This is a genomic window from Bacteroidetes bacterium GWF2_43_63 (assembly GCA_001769275.1).
GTDB lineage: Bacteria > Bacteroidota > Bacteroidia > Bacteroidales > DTU049 > GWF2-43-63.
In genome coordinates, this window is sequence record MEOQ01000020.1 from 88,825 (window position 1) to 104,583 (window position 15,759).

The window sequence follows — 15,759 nt, forward strand, 5'->3', positions numbered from 1 at the left end:
CTTCTCAATGCACCGACTCTGCACATCAGCACTTTCAGCTGAAAGCTGCTTAATCTCGATCTTAACCTTAGCCTAGTAACGATTCCCGCTTTCATCAGGATAAATTCCACGCGTAACGACTGTAAAGATAAAAACACCCTGTACGAGCATCGCAAAATACTAATGTCAATCAATTTTTTATGAGCTCAAAAGCATCGGATACACGAAATAAAAAAAATAAATCGCAGAGAATGTTATTTAATTGTCCAATTTTCCCACCAACAATATTTATTATCATTATAACCAATCACATCCATGTCACCATCACCATCAAGATCAACAAAGGTCAAAGGAGTATTAAAAAAATTATCATTACCAACAGTACTGACTACTGGCTTGGAAAATGAAGGGGTAGATTTATCACCTGTATTGTACTGAAATACGTATCCACGATCATTTTTGCCTTCTGAATTTGTATAAAGCCCCCGATAGCATACATCAAAATCGCCATCGTTATCAATGTCAGCGAAAGTAAAATACTGAGTTTGTGCATCAACACCACTATAAATTAAGTCTGCCAGACCAAAAACGGCAAATTCAGCACGGGCAAATTCCGGTTCCTGAGGCGTTCCAATGTTTTCCTGAAAAGCGATTCTGTTACCCTTATATTTTTCCCCATCGTAAACTTTCACTGGACCAAACATATCCAAATCACCATCACCATCAATATCAACAAAAAAAGCAGAAATCAAATTGTCATCTATACCACACTCAAACGGTTTAAAAGCTTCGAATTTTGGCACAGAAGTACTTCCGGAATTTATGGAAATCTGACACTGTTTTTTATCAATCCCAATAAAATTAAATACAATAATATCAAAATCATCATCACCGTCAATGTCTGCAAAAGTTGGGTTTATGCATTTTCCCAATTCATAGGGATCGATAACCGATTTATCAAATAAAGGTTGACTTGCTGTCCCACTGTTAAGCTGTAAAGACAATTTTCCAACCGTGGCAAACACTTCACCCTCCCCAAATTTATCCAGATCACCATCCCCATCAATATCAACAAACGAAATTTGAGACCCGAAATAAATCCGATATTTCAAACCTTCCGGAAGTTTCTTCGTTTCCGGATTAAAACTCTGTGCTGCTGCAATCTGGGTAAAACAAACTGTTGCAAGCAAAATGGCCGACTTTGTCAGGAATAACAACTTCATTTATGAAAATTTAGTATTTCCGGCAAAGTTAACAAATGTTCTGATAAATTTTTTATTGAGTGAAGTCTGGTTGATAAATTTTGATTCATTTGTCCGTTTTCAATGGGACTATTTGGGCTTGGAGATAATCGCACAAAGACCCGCCTTCACTGTGATAAACTCCAAACACGGTGCTATTTCTGCCATCCGGTTCAACGCACTCAGGTCGCTATGCGACGCTGAGAGGTTGAACTTCTAAACATCCTTGCAATTAATTTCTTACTTCCTGGTTCATTATTCCGTGTTCATTATTCAAAATAAGTTGTACCTTTGCACTCCTATCGGGATGTAGCGCAGTTGGTAGCGTGCTTCGTTCGGGACGAAGAGGCCGCTGGTTCGAGTCCAGTCATCCCGACTTTCTCGCCACTTTAGCTCAGTTGGTAGAGCAGCTCATTCGTAATGAGCAGGTCGTGGGTTCGAGTCCCATTAGTGGCTCAATGAAGTTGCACATGCAGCTTTTTTTATTTTATGCAAATCGACTACAACGATATCGGCCACATGGAATATCAGGCCGCATGGGATTTTCAGCAAGCCCGCATGGACGAACTGATTGACATGCGAAAAAATCCGGATTATTCATCAAACCCTTTTGCCGGCTGGTTTCTGGCCGTTGAGCATCCGCATGTGTACACCCTTGGCAAAAGCGGCGACGAACAAAATCTGCTACTCAACTACATTCAGCTTCAGGCGAACCATGCGCAGTTCATTCACACCAATCGTGGCGGCGACATTACCTATCACGGACCCGGCCAGATGGTTGGCTACCCAATAATCGATCTCGACAAGCTGAATCTTTCAGTCAGACGCTATATTTATTTAATGGAAGAAGCCATTATTCTCGCGCTGGCTGAATATGGCATCCGGACTGAACGTCTCGAAGGCGCTACCGGCGTGTGGATCGATTCGCTTACTCCAGGCAAAGCGCGTAAAATCTGCGCCATCGGAGTGCGCGTTTCACGCTTTGTGACCATGCACGGATTTGCGCTGAATATCAATTCAGACCTGTCGTATTTCAAGCACATCAATCCATGCGGATTCACCGACAAAGATGTGACCTCGATGGAAAAAGAACTCGGCGCCCCGCAGGATATGGAAAAAGTGAAGCGGCTGGTGTATGAGAAGTTTGTGGAGCTGATTCAGGACTGACGTTCGGCTGAGAGCCATCGAAAGCAGCTTTTCCAAAAGATATGAGAATTATTAAATGACGCAAATTGTATCACGCAAATTGTGTTATACATTTTGTTTCATACAAATTGTTTCAAACAAATTGTATGAAAAATAAAATCCATAATTATTTGTTTTTGCAATACATACTTTTATGTATTAGTAATACAAGCTTTTTATCAAACAAAAAAGTATTGCGTTTATTTCCCGTCGTCCACGTCTTCGTAATCGACATATTCCGCATTACTGTAAGTGCGATTGGACTTGGATTTCTGTTTTCTCGGGATGTGAACATCCGTTCCTTCTTTTCGTGTTGTTTCTTGCCCCGAGTCAGGATTCATGCGCTCCTGCATGCGTCTGATGTATCGGTGCAGCAACCATGGCATGACCCAGCGCACCATAACCTGGGAAAAAAGATACAATCCTAATATGACGAGAAGAATCGTTGTAAGCATGGTGCAAAGATACAAAATTAGCAATGAGTGATGAACGGAAAGCGGTGAGTTACGGGCTGTGACCGGTGAATGGCGTATTTAGAGTAGTCAGTGAGATCGAGGTCGAGATTGAGGTCAAGGCAGAGGTTAAGGTCAAGGTTAAGGTCAAGGTTAAGGTCAAGGTTGAGGTTAAGGTCGAGGTTAAGGTCGAGGCGCTGAAGGCATGAAAAAAGCTGCGAAGCACAAATAGCGCGGACTTGTCACGTTTTACGTGAAGGCGCGACAGATATCAGCCCGGGCGGAGTCCTGGGAGCAAAAAAAAAGCGAAGCACCTATTCAGTTGGTTCAGCAACGCGTCAAAAAACGCAGCCCAAAGTCATTCAATCTCTTTCAGACAATAAAACATTCCGTTTTCGGTAAGCTTAAAATCGGCTGCATCAAGGAGTATGAGGCGCTCAATGGCTGATGCAGCAAATCCACGCTTCAATCCCAGATCGCGGACAACCTGATCCAGCGAAACGACTCCTTTGATTTCCATCAACTCCAGGACGGCTTTGTGATATTCATCAACCCTCAAATGGGTGCCCTCACCATGATGCCGCCTGTTCCAGACCCGTTCATAAATACTACCGGCAACATAGTTTGCGTCGCGGAATCTCAGGTAAGCTACCAGCTTTTCATTTTCATCGGGTGCCAGCGTGAGTACATCAGGCAGCGCCGGAATTTCGATCTCCAGAATTTCCTTGTTTTGAATTTTATAAAGAATGCTGCTAAAAGAGACTTCAGGTGAGCAGAACATATTCGCGGCCGCTTCGGCCATATAAATCTCTTCGTCGCTTCGGATGCCGGCCAGCTTGCCATTGTCTTTTACTCCAATCAGCAATGACCCGCCATTGGTATTGGCAAATGCCGAGATGCTTCGGGCGATCTTGCGACTGTCGTTCACAGCGAACTTAAAGTCAAGAATCTGGTTTTCGCCACCAGCAATACGTTTCAGCAACTGGAATTCAATTTCGTCCATCATTTCAGTGTCGATTGCACAAAATTAGCTGTTCTGTACATAATTACAATTATTTTTGTACCTTTATCCGTCCAAAAATAAAACTATGTACAAAATAGATACAACAACGATCAATGATCTGTCACAAAAAGCGAAAGCTTCGGACCGCAGACGCATGAATCTGAATATTCACAAAACCGAAGATGATGTAATGCAGCGTTTCCTTAATGCCATGGAACCGGGCACCTACATTCGTCCTCACAAGCATGAAATGCCTCACAAACGCGAGCTTTTTGCCGTAGTCCGTGGAGAGTTTCTTGTCATGGAATTCGACGATGCAGGCAATGTGACAGATTCGTTTGTCCTCAGCCACAATACCGGTAACTTTGCCGTGGAGATTGACCCGGCTGTTTACCACACGGTTATTGCCCTAAAAGTTAGCTCTGTTGCCCTGGAAGTAAAGGATGGGCCTTATGATCCAAAAGACGACAAAATTTTCGCAGAATGGGCTCCCGAAGAAGGCGATAATGCCAATGCCAAGGTATTTCTGGAAAAAACGCTCAACAAACTCGGCATTGTTTTTCCAAATATTTTTTAATTCAATTTTCTCCTGAAATCAGCAAGGGATCCTGACGACAGCTTCCCTGAAAAATAATTTATTCATTTATGAACGAATTGTATCCGCTCAAATTTACTCCTCAGTTTTTCACAAAACCATGGGGTGGCAATAATCTTTCAAAAATTGATTTTCTCAAAGATGCACCTGCCGAAAAATGCGGCGAGGCCTGGCTTTTGTCTGGTGTCGAAGGCAAACAGAGTATTGTTTCCAACGGATTTCTGGAAGGAAATGAGTTGAATGAGTTGGTGGAAGTTTATATGGAAGACCTTGTCGGGGAGACGATTTTCAATGAATACGGCGAAGTCTTTCCAATACTGATAAAGTTTCTTGACACCACCGAATGGCTCTCCGTACAAGTGCACCCCGACAATGAGCTGGCCATGAAACTGCATCAGGTACCATTTGGAAAAACAGAAATGTGGTATATTCTCAATGCCAGTGAAGATGCGGGTTTGATTAATGGATTCAAAACAAAATCAGATAAAAATCAAATCAGAAAAGCCATTGAAAACGGCACGCTATCACAGATGGTAAACATGGTGAAACCCGCACCCAAAGACGTTTATTTTACTCCAGCCGGGAAAATTCATGCGGTCGGGCCGGGACTCACGCTCGCTGAAATCCAGCAGACAAGCGACTTTACATACAGGCTGTATGACTGGGACCGTATTGACAAAGACGGTAATCCACGCGAATTGCATATTGAAAAAGGACTTGACGCATTGGATTATGACGATGTTTCTACCGGAAAAACTGAACCTGTTCGCCTGGGAAATACCATTGACACACTTGTGAATTGCGCACAGTTTACAACCAACCGGATTACGCTGAAGCCCGCACAGAAAGTGCGTCGCGAATATATCACACTCGACTCTTTTGTCATCCTTCTCGTTGTCAGCGGCGATGCCGTTTATGAATGGGACGACAAAGAAGAGCCCCTTCGCACAGGAGAATGCATTCTTGTTCCCGCAGCAATGGATGAATTACTGATTTCGACAAAAATCGGCGCAGAGATTCTGGAAGTGTTTATTCAGAATTGATTTTAACGCCATAACTATTATTCGCCAAAACAAGCATTGATAATGCATTAATTGTATTTTTGCATTCTTCAATTTAAACCTGCGTGCGGAAATTTTTCAAAACCATACAAACAACCATTGCAAATGTTCAGTCTGAACGTGAGACAGGAAGCAAAGCCAGTCTGCGCCCATTTGTTGTTTTGGTTGTTGCATGCTGCTCGCTCATCGTAATTGAATACATCGGAAAAAGTCCGGGGCATTATTTATTGCAGCAGATATCGCGAGGGATTGGATTGGACAGCTTTGCTGCGTTTCTTGAAAAAAACCTTGAACACTCTGAAAACTACCGCTTGTACAATCTGGCATACTGGGCTGCCATCATTTTTGTTTGCTATTTTATTGTGCCAGCACTTGTCATTAAGTTTGGCTTCCGCGAGCGGCTCCGCGACTATGGTTTGCAATGGGGAACCTTTCTGAAAGATTCATGGATCTATCTGGTCATGCTTGGCATCATGCTTCCACTTGTTTATTTTGCCAGCAGAAATCCCAGCTTTCAGGCCCGCTATCCCTTTTATACACCCCAACCCGAAGAATCATTGTGGCCAAATTTCTGGATCTGGCAAATGATTTATTTCTGTCAGTTTTTTGCGCTTGAGTTTTTCTTCCGCGGATTTTTAGTTCATGGTTTGAAAAAATATGTCGGTGTTTATTCAATAATAATAATGACGGTCCCCTACTGCATGATTCACTTTGGAAAACCTATGGGAGAAACATTTGCAGCCATTTTTGCAGGACTTGCGCTCGGCATGATGAGCTTAAAAAGCCGCAGTATCGCGCTCGGTGTTTTTCTTCACTACAGCGTAGCCATCACCATGGACATGGCGGCTTTGTGGCAGGAAGGATTTTTTCAGTAGTGAGAGGTGCCCTTCGACTCCGCTCAGGGTGACAGGTCGGTTGGAGTTAGGACAAGGTCAAGATTGAGGTCAAGATTGAGGTTAAGGTTGAGTTGCCAAAGGCGTCAAAAGAAGATGCAAAGCTCGTTAAGATGCGCCTCCGCCTCAGGTAATATTTCGAAGAAAATCAATAAATCAGAATCGTATTGTATTTAACGCAATCCTGCGCTGAGAGCCGGAATTCATATACACCCGGTGACAGAGTTGGAAGAACAATAATGCCGGATTCAATATCCTTGGTTTGAAAAACAATTCGTCCTTGCATATCTGTGATGCTGATTGTGCCTTTGAATCCAGATTCAAAGCTGATATAATCTCTGGCCGGATTTGGAAAAACTTTTAGTTCGCCGGCAGATAATTCATCTTCTCCAAGTACCGCTGTGATTTTTAGAATCCAGCCATCAGCGCTGCCATGATTTATAGTGACATCATAGTTGGAGGAGTATGTAAAACCTGTAACGACATACACGTTTGCGCTTTCTTCATATACATTGAAACTTTCGTCCTGATCTGTTCCGCCGCAGCATCGCTGCCACATAAAAGATCCGTCGGAGAAAACTTTTGCAACCCAGACATCGGGAGCAAAAAATCCGGTGTGAAAGCCGCTCACCTGTTCATCTGAGCTATTGGTCAAACCACACATCACATATCCGCCGTCCGCTGTTTTCGTGAGTCCGTTGGCCTGATCATCGCCACTGCCACCATAGCATTTTGCCCATTCCATCACACCCGTTGAAGTCAGCTTCAGAAGCCAGAAATCATCCATGCCTGAAGAACCGTAATGCCCGGTAACATCGCCATTGTTGTGTGTCGATGTGTATCCGAGAACGGTGTAACTACCATCGCTGAGCTGAACAACGGCATTTCCTTCTTCGGTTTCACTGCCACCAAAACACTTTGCCCACTCGATCGTAAGTGTTGAAGTTAGCTTGGCAACAAGCATATCCGATCCTGCATGGTATCCGGTAACATCACCATCAGATGAAAATGAGCGACCAACAACCACACAGCCATTGTCGTTTGTTGCAACTAAATTTATTCCTTCTTCAGTATCAGATCCACCAACACATTTTTGTGAAAGCAGATTCAATGCAGTGTCCAGCTTGATTACCCACACATCTGTTTCGTATGAACCATGGTTTCCTACAACATCGCCATCGTACGAATACGTGATTCCAGCGACAAGAATGTGACCATCCGGAGTAATGTCGATGGCTGCTGCATCATCGTCGTAGGTACCGCCAAAACACTTCTTATTCATGATAAGTCCGGACGAATTCAGGTGAAGAATCCAAAAATCGGAACTGTATTCATCGTGATTGCCGCTTACATCACCATCATTCGAATCGGACCAGCCGGCCACGAAAAAAGTTCCGTCAGCCGCCTGCACCACATCAGCGCCTTCATCATCGAGTGTGCCGCCGTAAGAATAAGACCAGACAAGAGTTCCTGCAGCATTGGCGCGAGCCACCCACAAGTCAGTCATGCCGCCATTATCGGGCAGGTCACCATCACCAGAGTCGGAATGTCCGACAAAAACAAAACCACCATCACTCAACGGAATGGAATTTATTGCGTATTCATGATCGCTTCCACCGTATGTTTTTTGCCATGATAAAGATGGCTGTGCGTTGATAATGAGACCAACAAGACAAAACAATAAGAAGACAATAACTGTTTTCATAGAATTGAAATTTGTTGTGGAATGAATCAAAAACTGAATTACAAATTGAAATCAACGGTTTCCATAATGAATTCCATTTTTTCTGAATCATCAGCCTGACCATCGATCCAGTTTATTTTAATTCCTCTTTTTTCCATGCGCCGGAACCAGGTGCTCTGACGTTTTGCAAACTGATGAATGGCGGTTTCGAGTTGCATAAACATTTCCTGATACGACATCTGTTTTTTCAGATAACGGCTCACAAAGCGGTATTCAAGACCAAGTGCATCAAGCCATTTTGGTGACACACCGGCATCAAGTAATGCTTTTACTTCTTCGACCATGCCATTTTCAAGACGAAAAATCAGTCGATCTGTTATTCGTTTGCGAATGATTTCGCGCGGTAAATCAATTCCAAATACATGCAGCTTTTCAATTTTCAAAGACTCGCGAATTTCTTTCTTCTCTTCCGAAAACAGCATCACTTCAAGCTTTCGCACCAGGCGATGCCGATTCCCTTTGTCTTCTTTCGACAGTTCTCCTCCCAAAACTTCGATCTGCCGCGCAAGGACGCTGTTCTCCATATGCTCAGCTTCGCGGCGAAAATCTTCCTGACGGGTGGCTGTGCTAAAATGATAATCGAGCAATAACGACTCAATGTACAAACCTGTTCCTCCGCAAACCAATGGTAGTTTACCGCGACTTTCAATTTCAGAGATTACTCCAGTTGCATCTGCTTTAAACTGAAATGTATTGTATGATTCTCCGGGATTCAGAAAGTCGATCAGGTGATAAGGGATTGCAGTACCACCCTCGCTGTATTCCGATAAGTCTTTGCCGGTTCCGATGTCAAGTCCGCGATAAATCTGGCGACTATCAGCGCTTACAATTTCCGCATTCATAGTTCTTGCAGCCTTCACTGCAAGCGCAGTTTTGCCGGTTGCGGTAGGACCGAGAATTACCATCAGCTCATGAATTTCCATATGGGGTGTTTTAAGTCGTTTTGCAATGCAAAGTAGTCATTATATTTTTTCTTCAACATTTTTTCTTCAGTTTCCATCAGAAGCGTGCGTAGGGATTTTAATTCATCAACGCTCAGATCATGCAATTCGTTATGATGCATACGGCCGGAATTGTTATCCTGAGCCCCGCCATTTGTCACATTGAGCGGAGTCGAAATGTGAACAGTATCAGAAGGTCCGTCGAAGGATAGAAAATCCAATGATAGCTGAAGTATATTCATCAACTCCGAAATACTCTCCACATCGCTCACTCCGGAAGGCTGATGCGAGCGCACATATTTGTAAATGGCAAAGGCGTCGGCCTTCATGAAACACGCATGAATAAAGCGAATCAGTTGCGGATGATTCTTTAAAAGTTTTTCATGTTCCAGATCGGGAAAGACTTTCAGAGCACGTTCAACAGCTGCAGGATTTTCCGTAATAAATATTTCGCCAAATGCGCGACAGGCATCATCGATTTCGTTGAATAATGAAGGATGATAAACAGGATAGCGTTCTATTTGTCCGGGCGCTCCCAGAGCCACCGTAGGACCTGTTCCAAAAATCACCCTATGCGACTTTCGGGCAGAAGGATATACCTTGGTGTTGCAAAACGGAATAATAATGCCGACTTTACGAAGTTTCATCATGAAATAAAAATCTTCGCCTGAAGAAGTCGCAGTAAGTCCGCGTATTTTGCGATACGCTGAAACGCGCGCGGCCATTGCGCTACCGATGGGAGTGTAGGCAAATGGATGATCAATACGAAGTAAATTTATTGCATAGCTACGCAGATAAATCTCGTATCGAAGCATTGATTTTTCATGATCATCATCGCCCTGAAGCCTGTGAAAATAAGGCAATGCCATCGCCGAAGCTTTCTCGAAAATTGTAAATTGCTTTGCTATTTCCGCCAGGTAATTGGCTTCGACGCGTGTATCGGCATCGAGCGAAACAATCACATCTTCATCATCTGCCATTTCAGCCACGGCATCCATCAGTGTTTTACGGGCCCAGCCAACTCCGCCCTGCCGCTCTTCCCATCCGTTTCCGGGAGTGCATTTATCCTGCAGAATCAAGGAAATATTGTGCATTTCACAAAACGACTTCACATAATCCAGCGTAGCCACATTGTTTTTACAAATATCACGTTTCGATTCATCATTCCACCACACATCGGGCTGATTGACGCAAACCATCAAGGTGAAATGAGAAAGTTCCTGTTTTGCAAGATCAGCAAGGACTCCAGGAATAAACTCCAGTTCATTGATAGCAGGGATGGTAACAAAAAGATGCATGAACTTCAATCGTTATTTATGCTGCAATGCAGCGGAAGGATTGATGCGACGGATGATTAGCGCAGGCAGCGAGACAGCCAGCAATGAAATGGCAAATACTCCAATATTTACACCCAGGATATAATCGAACTGCATCAGAACAGGAATATGATCAAGATAATACATTTCCTGATTAAGCGGGAAAACATGAGTGAAATGCTGCAGTGTAATTAAACCAAGGCCAAATGCATTTCCGATAAGGATTCCACGCAACAGAAGCCGCACTGAAATTTTCATAAACACATCGCGAATCAATCTGTTTCCAGCTCCCAAAGCCTTAAAGAGACCAATAAACGGAATTCGTTCCAGGATGAGAATCAGGATTATGGAAATGATATTTATGATTGCAACAATGGTCATCAGAATAAGAATAATGAGAACGTTGGAGTCGAGCAATGCAAGCCAGTCGAAGAACTGTGCCTGTCGCGAAATAATATCCGAAGCATCGAGGTCGTAATAAATTGTATTATTCACGTCGGTCATCACCTGCGGAAGGTCATCGAAATTATCGAGAAGGATTTCATATCCGCTCACCAGCGAATCGCCCCAGCCATTGAGTTTCTGCAGATGACGCATATCACAGACCGAGTAAATTTTATCGAACTCGGCCATGCCGGTATTGAAAATCCCGCACACATTAAATTTTCTACCACGCGGCTGAACTTCATTCTGCAAAATAAAATAAACGCGCAGCGGGCTACCAGTATGCAAATCGAGCATTGATGCGACTTTCTGCGATATGAGCACATCATTCGAAAGCGAGTCGGAAAAGTCGGGCAGCCGACCCTCAACTATGTTTTTCTGAAGAAAAGTAAAGTCAAAATCCGCATTCACTCCTTTCATCACCACGCCATGCAGGTTGCTGTCAGTCTTTATGAGACCGCCTTTTTCAACAAAGGGAAAAACAGTTTTGACTCCATCCAATGAATTCAAGACATCAATATCTTCGCGTCCGGTTGAGACCGGCGACTGTTCCAAAGACTCATTGGTATCAAAAGGCCGTATTTGAATATGAGCGCCAAAGCCGATTATTTTTTCGCGCACCTCGTGCTGAAACCCGCGAACGATCGCAAAAGCAATAAGCATGACGGCAATACTTAGCGCAATACTAAAAACAGATACGCGGATTACGGGTCCGGTAACACTTTTCGATCTTCCAGCCGTCAGACGACGTGCAATAAAACCTGAATAATTCAAGCAGTTCTGTTTCTGCAAATGTACTAAAAACCCTGCAACGAAATTTGCCCGGAAGAAGTTTTTCTTATGATCAGTTCAGTGATTTCACGTTTTTGCCTGACATTTTTTCAATCAGCTCTGCATCCTCCACCTCACAAATATTCACTTCAGTGTAATCCGACGAATCGAGCGTAATTACAGCATTTTTATATAGTCCCTTCACTTTTTCGACTGCATCTGTCGATGTACCGGCCTCAATTTCAACTATTCTTGAAAGTGACTCGGTAATTTTTATTTTAAAAACCTTCATAGTGCTCCAATAACGATTGATTAAATGATACAATTTAATTAATTGTAACACCACAAAAATATAATATATTTCATTGCTCCTACATATTGTTGAAAATTTTTCAACGATTCATTCTTTTTTTTTAATTTCGTTCTCCTATGTTCAGATTAATTTTCCTGTTTTTATGCCTGGTTTCGTTCTACTCACTGTTTGCTCAGCAGACTGATAACGCATTTGAAACAGTCACTGATTCAACCGTTATCAATGGTGCAGAAAGGACAAGCGATTATTTACATCTGCTGAAAAACAAACGGGTGGCCATGGTTGTAAATCACACATCGATGATCGATTCACGACATGAAGCTGATTCTCTTTCGTCACTCGGTGTAAATATCACCACTATTTTCGCGCCTGAACATGGGTTCAGAGGCAATATGGCCGACGGCGCTCATGTGCATAGTTACCGCGACAGCCTCACCGGAATTAATGTCGTTTCTCTTTTCGGAAGCTCATTCAAACCAACAAAAAAAGAGCTTGAAAATGTTGATGTTATTATTTTCGATATACAGGATGTAGGCGTCCGTTTCTACACCTATATTTCAACGATGCATTATATCATGGAAGCCTGTGCTGAAAACAATATTCCTTTGGTTGTTTTTGACAGACCCAATCCAAATGGTCATTACATCGAAGGCCCCGTGCTCGATCCCGAATTCCGCAGTTTCGTCGGTATGCACACCATTCCAATTGTTCATGGGCTTACCATTGGTGAACTTGCGCTTATGATCAATGGGGAGGGTTGGCTCAAAAACAGCCTCCACTGCGACCTTACAATCATTCCATGTGAAAACTGGAATCATAAAAAATTATATCAGCTACCAGTTATGCCTTCTCCCAATCTGGTTTCCATGGAATCAGTCTATTTATATCCTTCGCTTGGATTATTCGAAGGGACCATTATCAGTGTGGGGCGCGGCACCATGCGTGCATTCGAAATAATCGGCCATCCGCTGATAAAAGACACATCGTTTTCGTTTGTACCAAGGCCAATCTCAGGCATGTCGGAAAAACCGCCGCTCGATGGGAAAATCTGTTATGGCTATGACCTGAAATCATTTGCAGCAGAATATTTAAAGTACCGCGGGACCATTGTTCTTGAATGGATCATTGAATTATACTGCGAGCTGGACAACAATCCGCAATCCGGAGGTTTCTTTACCAACAGAACTTTTGACCGGCTGGCTGGTGGAAGTCAGCTCAGAAAGCAGATTTCGGAAGGAAAGAACTCAATGGATATCCGAAAATCGTGGCAATCCGATCTTGAAAAATACAAGCAAATCAGAAAAAAATATCTGTTATACGAAGACTTTGAATAAATGGCAAAGCAAAAACAAACTACATCGAAGTCCGCGCCATCAGCTCTCTCTGACAGCAAAAGTGTTTTAAACAAGCAAATGCTTTTTGTCGCACTGCTTGGGCTGTTATTGTATGGCTGGACGCTCACCTTCGATTATGCGCTCGACGACACGCTGATGATCACCGGAAACAAATACACTCAGAAAGGATTTGAAGGGATTCCGGATATTTTTACTACCGATGCCTTCGAAGGTTTCTTTGGCGGCAAAGGCCAGGTTGCGGGCGGACGATACCGTCCATTTACGCATTTTCTGTTTGCAGTTGAAGTTGAATTATTTGGCTTCAGTCCTTTTGTTGGCCACCTTTTTAATGTTATTGTTTATATCACTTTGCTCCTTGTACTATTTTCATTTCTGCGGCGGCTGTTCCCTGCTCCGCCCGGAATTAATCAAAAATTTCTATCAGTTCCATTTGTAACTACACTTTTATTTGCCGCCCATCCTCTGCATACTGAAGCAGTAGCAAACATTAAGGGTTGCGATGAAATAGTCACCATGCTCTGCGCCATCGCAACAATGATTTTATTATTCGATTACGTGTCTAAACCAAAGATTTGGCGCCTGATTGCAGCATTCATTCTATATTTTATTGCACTTCTTTCGAAAGAAAATGCTATAACCTGGATTGCAGTGTTTCCTTTTATATTGTGGTTTTTCAGCGACGCAAAAAAGAAAGATTATTTCACTACAATGAGTGTGCTCCTGGTTCCTGCAGCGCTATTTATGTTCATCCGGACACAAGTGGTCGGCGGCATTCTTGAAACAGATATAGCACCTGAACTACTGAACAATCCATTTATTTATTCCACAAAATCACAGGAAATAGCTACGGTAATATTCACCTGGCTCATTTACATCAAGCTGATTATTTTCCCGCATCCGCTAACGCATGACTACTATCCAAAGCAAATAGCCATCACAGATTTCAGCGATCCGATTGTTTGGCTCACTATTGCGATTGTGATTTTTTCAATTGTTGTTTTCCTGCGCGGATTAAAAAAGAAATCACCGGTTTCTCTGGGAATTCTGATTTTCTGGGCAACTTTCTCCATCGCATCCAATCTGCTTTTCAACATCGGTACTTTCATGAACGAACGTTTTATGTTTGTTCCGCTGCTTGGGATAGCCATCATTGCGGGATATTACTTTGGCAAATTTTATCCGCGTGTAAAATGGCTCTGCATCGCATTTTGGGTAGTCATTGGATTATATTCGGTTAAAACAATTTCGCGCAGTTTGGTTTGGAAAAACAACAAGACGCTTTTTCTTACGGATGTAAAAACGTCGTCGAAAAGCGCGAAAGTAAACGTATCTGCAGCCGAAGTGTTGCTGCAGGAAGCCGATGTTGAAAAAAATATGCCGAAGCGACAAGCATTGGCAACAGAGGCGTTGACTTACCTCAACCGTGCTGGGAAAATTCATCCGGCCTATTTCGGCGTGTATGATTTACGCGGCAAAGCAAATTTCATCACTGGCAATTTCAAAGCCTCACTCACCGATTATCAAACATGCGTTAAGCTCGACAATACAAAAAAGACCATCTTCAACAATATTTATCTTGTCGGGCTCGGAGCAATCAAAAACAATGATTTTACCGTAGCCATTGAAGCATTTCGATTTCTGATACCATTTGAACCAGACTCAGCCAGAAACTGGCTCCAGATCGCAATTGTATACGATCAACTCGGGATGGTGAATGAAAGTTTTCAAAGCATTGACTCCGCGCTTTCCGTTGACAGCATGTATGCCCCGGCCTGGAACAAAGGCGGAGAGCTGTTTGGCAGAGTCCGCAATGATTTTGCAACCTCTGAAAAATATTTACTGAAATCATTTTCCATTGACCCAAACAATGCTTCGGTTCTTGAAAATCTCGGCGTCTTGTATGGCATCATGAAACGGTTTGATCGCTCAGTTCAGTTTCTTTTAAAAGCCCACGCAAAAAGTCCGGAAAACAAACAAATCCTGAATAATCTGGGCACCTCCTATAGCGGGCTTGGGAAGAAAGACAGTTCGGCATATTACATGCAGTTGGCGAAACAGCCTTGAGAGATATAAGATATACGATATGAGATTTTTGATTTGTGATTCAGGCCCTTTGACGGGGTTTATCCTGCTGTCGACTCTTCGATACTTTTCTTCGCTTCGCTTCGAAAAACACTGCTAATGACACTCATGCTTAAAACTCTGAAAATCAACAAAAGAAGTCGTACATAATTCCCGGTCGCCGCGTGTCCACAAGCTCTGCCAGTGGAAGCCGGGATCTCATACTATACGCCAGACCTTTTTTTTGTTGATTTTCGCTGTCTCCTTCGATACTTCGAAGCTAATTCGCCAAAAATAGCTTCTGTAGCGAAACTGCTAATGAACACCTACCGGAATAAGCTGATAACCAATGTTTTTAGCTTTTTTCTCTAGACCCTTAATCATAGCAGCTTTGAATTTTTTTTC

General features: G+C 43.0%; 14 protein-coding genes and 2 tRNA genes. 8 read left to right on the forward strand and 8 right to left on the reverse strand.

All coding sequences use genetic code 11. The annotated features are described in order from the left end of the window. Positions 1–233 precede the first annotated feature (233 nt). A complete protein-coding gene (locus A2W93_13840) occupies positions 234–1,202 on the reverse strand; it encodes a hypothetical protein (protein ID OFY55070.1) in 969 nt (322 codons plus the stop codon). A 321-nt stretch (positions 1,203–1,523) separates the two neighbouring features. Between A2W93_13840 and A2W93_13845 the strand changes: the two genes are divergently transcribed. The 3 genes from A2W93_13845 to A2W93_13855 all read left to right on the forward strand — a co-directional run bounded on the left by A2W93_13845 (position 1,524) and on the right by A2W93_13855 (position 2,387). Continuing rightward, positions 1,524–1,596, forward strand: a tRNA-Pro gene (locus A2W93_13845). A 7-nt stretch (positions 1,597–1,603) separates the two neighbouring features. Then, positions 1,604–1,679 (forward strand) — tRNA-Thr (locus A2W93_13850). Between the two features lie 30 nt (positions 1,680–1,709). Beyond that, positions 1,710–2,387, forward strand: a complete 678-nt coding sequence (locus A2W93_13855; GenBank protein OFY55071.1) for a lipoyl(octanoyl) transferase — start codon at positions 1,710–1,712, stop codon at positions 2,385–2,387. 218 nt (positions 2,388–2,605) lie between these two features. Here the strand turns inward: A2W93_13855 and A2W93_13860 are convergent, their stop codons facing one another. Next, entirely contained in the window at positions 2,606–2,860 is a 255-nt protein-coding gene (locus A2W93_13860) for a hypothetical protein (GenBank protein ID OFY55072.1), read from the reverse strand. A 355-nt stretch (positions 2,861–3,215) separates the two neighbouring features. Continuing rightward, positions 3,216–3,863, reverse strand: a complete 648-nt coding sequence (locus tag A2W93_13865; protein OFY55073.1) for a hypothetical protein — start codon at positions 3,861–3,863, stop codon at positions 3,216–3,218. 82 nt (positions 3,864–3,945) lie between these two features. Between A2W93_13865 and A2W93_13870 the strand changes: the two genes are divergently transcribed. The 3 genes from A2W93_13870 to A2W93_13880 all read left to right on the forward strand — a co-directional run bounded on the left by A2W93_13870 (position 3,946) and on the right by A2W93_13880 (position 6,391). After that, positions 3,946–4,437, forward strand: coding sequence for a hypothetical protein (locus A2W93_13870; GenBank protein OFY55074.1), 492 nt, complete (start codon positions 3,946–3,948; stop codon positions 4,435–4,437). Between the two features lie 68 nt (positions 4,438–4,505). Continuing rightward, a complete protein-coding gene (locus tag A2W93_13875) occupies positions 4,506–5,498 on the forward strand; it encodes a hypothetical protein (GenBank protein OFY55075.1) in 993 nt (330 codons plus the stop codon). Positions 5,499–5,581: 83 nt separating this feature from the next. Further along, a complete protein-coding gene (locus tag A2W93_13880) occupies positions 5,582–6,391 on the forward strand; it encodes a hypothetical protein (protein ID OFY55076.1) in 810 nt (269 codons plus the stop codon). Between the two features lie 166 nt (positions 6,392–6,557). On the opposite strand, the gene A2W93_13885 is transcribed toward A2W93_13880, so the two are convergent. The 5 genes from A2W93_13885 to A2W93_13905 form a co-directional block, all read right to left on the reverse strand. Further along, positions 6,558–8,144 carry a hypothetical protein gene (locus A2W93_13885; protein OFY55077.1) on the reverse strand — a complete coding sequence of 529 codons (1,587 nt, stop codon included), beginning with the start codon at positions 8,142–8,144 and terminating at the stop codon, positions 6,558–6,560. A gap of 8 nt (positions 8,145–8,152) precedes the next feature. After that, on the reverse strand, positions 8,153–9,076 hold the full coding sequence (locus A2W93_13890) for a tRNA (adenosine(37)-N6)-dimethylallyltransferase MiaA (GenBank protein OFY55078.1): 924 nt from the start codon (positions 9,074–9,076) through the stop codon (positions 8,153–8,155). Further along, complete coding sequence (locus A2W93_13895; GenBank protein ID OFY55079.1) at positions 9,058–10,392, reverse strand: hypothetical protein; 1,335 nt, start codon at positions 10,390–10,392, stop codon at positions 9,058–9,060. Before A2W93_13895 ends, A2W93_13890 begins: the two co-directional genes overlap by 19 nt. A gap of 12 nt (positions 10,393–10,404) precedes the next feature. Next, positions 10,405–11,628 (reverse strand): hypothetical protein, encoded by a 1,224-nt coding sequence (locus A2W93_13900; GenBank protein OFY55080.1) that lies wholly within the window; start codon positions 11,626–11,628, stop codon positions 10,405–10,407. Between the two features lie 70 nt (positions 11,629–11,698). Then, on the reverse strand, positions 11,699–11,917 hold the full coding sequence (locus tag A2W93_13905; GenBank protein OFY55081.1) for a hypothetical protein: 219 nt from the start codon (positions 11,915–11,917) through the stop codon (positions 11,699–11,701). A gap of 137 nt (positions 11,918–12,054) precedes the next feature. Between A2W93_13905 and A2W93_13910 the strand changes: the two genes are divergently transcribed. Next, positions 12,055–13,272 (forward strand): hypothetical protein, encoded by a 1,218-nt coding sequence (locus tag A2W93_13910; GenBank protein OFY55082.1) that lies wholly within the window; start codon positions 12,055–12,057, stop codon positions 13,270–13,272. Next, entirely contained in the window at positions 13,273–15,357 is a 2,085-nt protein-coding gene (locus tag A2W93_13915; protein ID OFY55083.1) for a hypothetical protein, read from the forward strand. The last annotated feature ends 402 nt before the right edge of the window (positions 15,358–15,759 follow it).

What these genes read in the sequence shown, in the direction of transcription:
- A2W93_13840 (OFY55070.1), bottom strand. Translation starts at nt 1,202, where the DNA reads ATGAAGTTGTTATTCCTGACAAAGTCGGCCATTTTGCTTGCAACAGTT.
- A2W93_13855 (OFY55071.1), top strand. Translation starts at nt 1,710, where the DNA reads ATGCAAATCGACTACAACGATATCGGCCACATGGAATATCAGGCCGCA.
- A2W93_13860 (OFY55072.1), bottom strand. Translation starts at nt 2,860, where the DNA reads ATGCTTACAACGATTCTTCTCGTCATATTAGGATTGTATCTTTTTTCC.
- A2W93_13865 (OFY55073.1), bottom strand. Translation starts at nt 3,863, where the DNA reads ATGATGGACGAAATTGAATTCCAGTTGCTGAAACGTATTGCTGGTGGC.
- A2W93_13870 (OFY55074.1), top strand. Translation starts at nt 3,946, where the DNA reads ATGTACAAAATAGATACAACAACGATCAATGATCTGTCACAAAAAGCG.
- A2W93_13875 (OFY55075.1), top strand. Translation starts at nt 4,506, where the DNA reads ATGAACGAATTGTATCCGCTCAAATTTACTCCTCAGTTTTTCACAAAA.
- A2W93_13890 (OFY55078.1), bottom strand. Translation starts at nt 9,076, where the DNA reads ATGGAAATTCATGAGCTGATGGTAATTCTCGGTCCTACCGCAACCGGC.
- A2W93_13895 (OFY55079.1), bottom strand. Translation starts at nt 10,392, where the DNA reads ATGCATCTTTTTGTTACCATCCCTGCTATCAATGAACTGGAGTTTATT.
- A2W93_13905 (OFY55081.1), bottom strand. Translation starts at nt 11,917, where the DNA reads ATGAAGGTTTTTAAAATAAAAATTACCGAGTCACTTTCAAGAATAGTT.
- A2W93_13910 (OFY55082.1), top strand. Translation starts at nt 12,055, where the DNA reads ATGTTCAGATTAATTTTCCTGTTTTTATGCCTGGTTTCGTTCTACTCA.
- A2W93_13915 (OFY55083.1), top strand. Translation starts at nt 13,273, where the DNA reads ATGGCAAAGCAAAAACAAACTACATCGAAGTCCGCGCCATCAGCTCTC.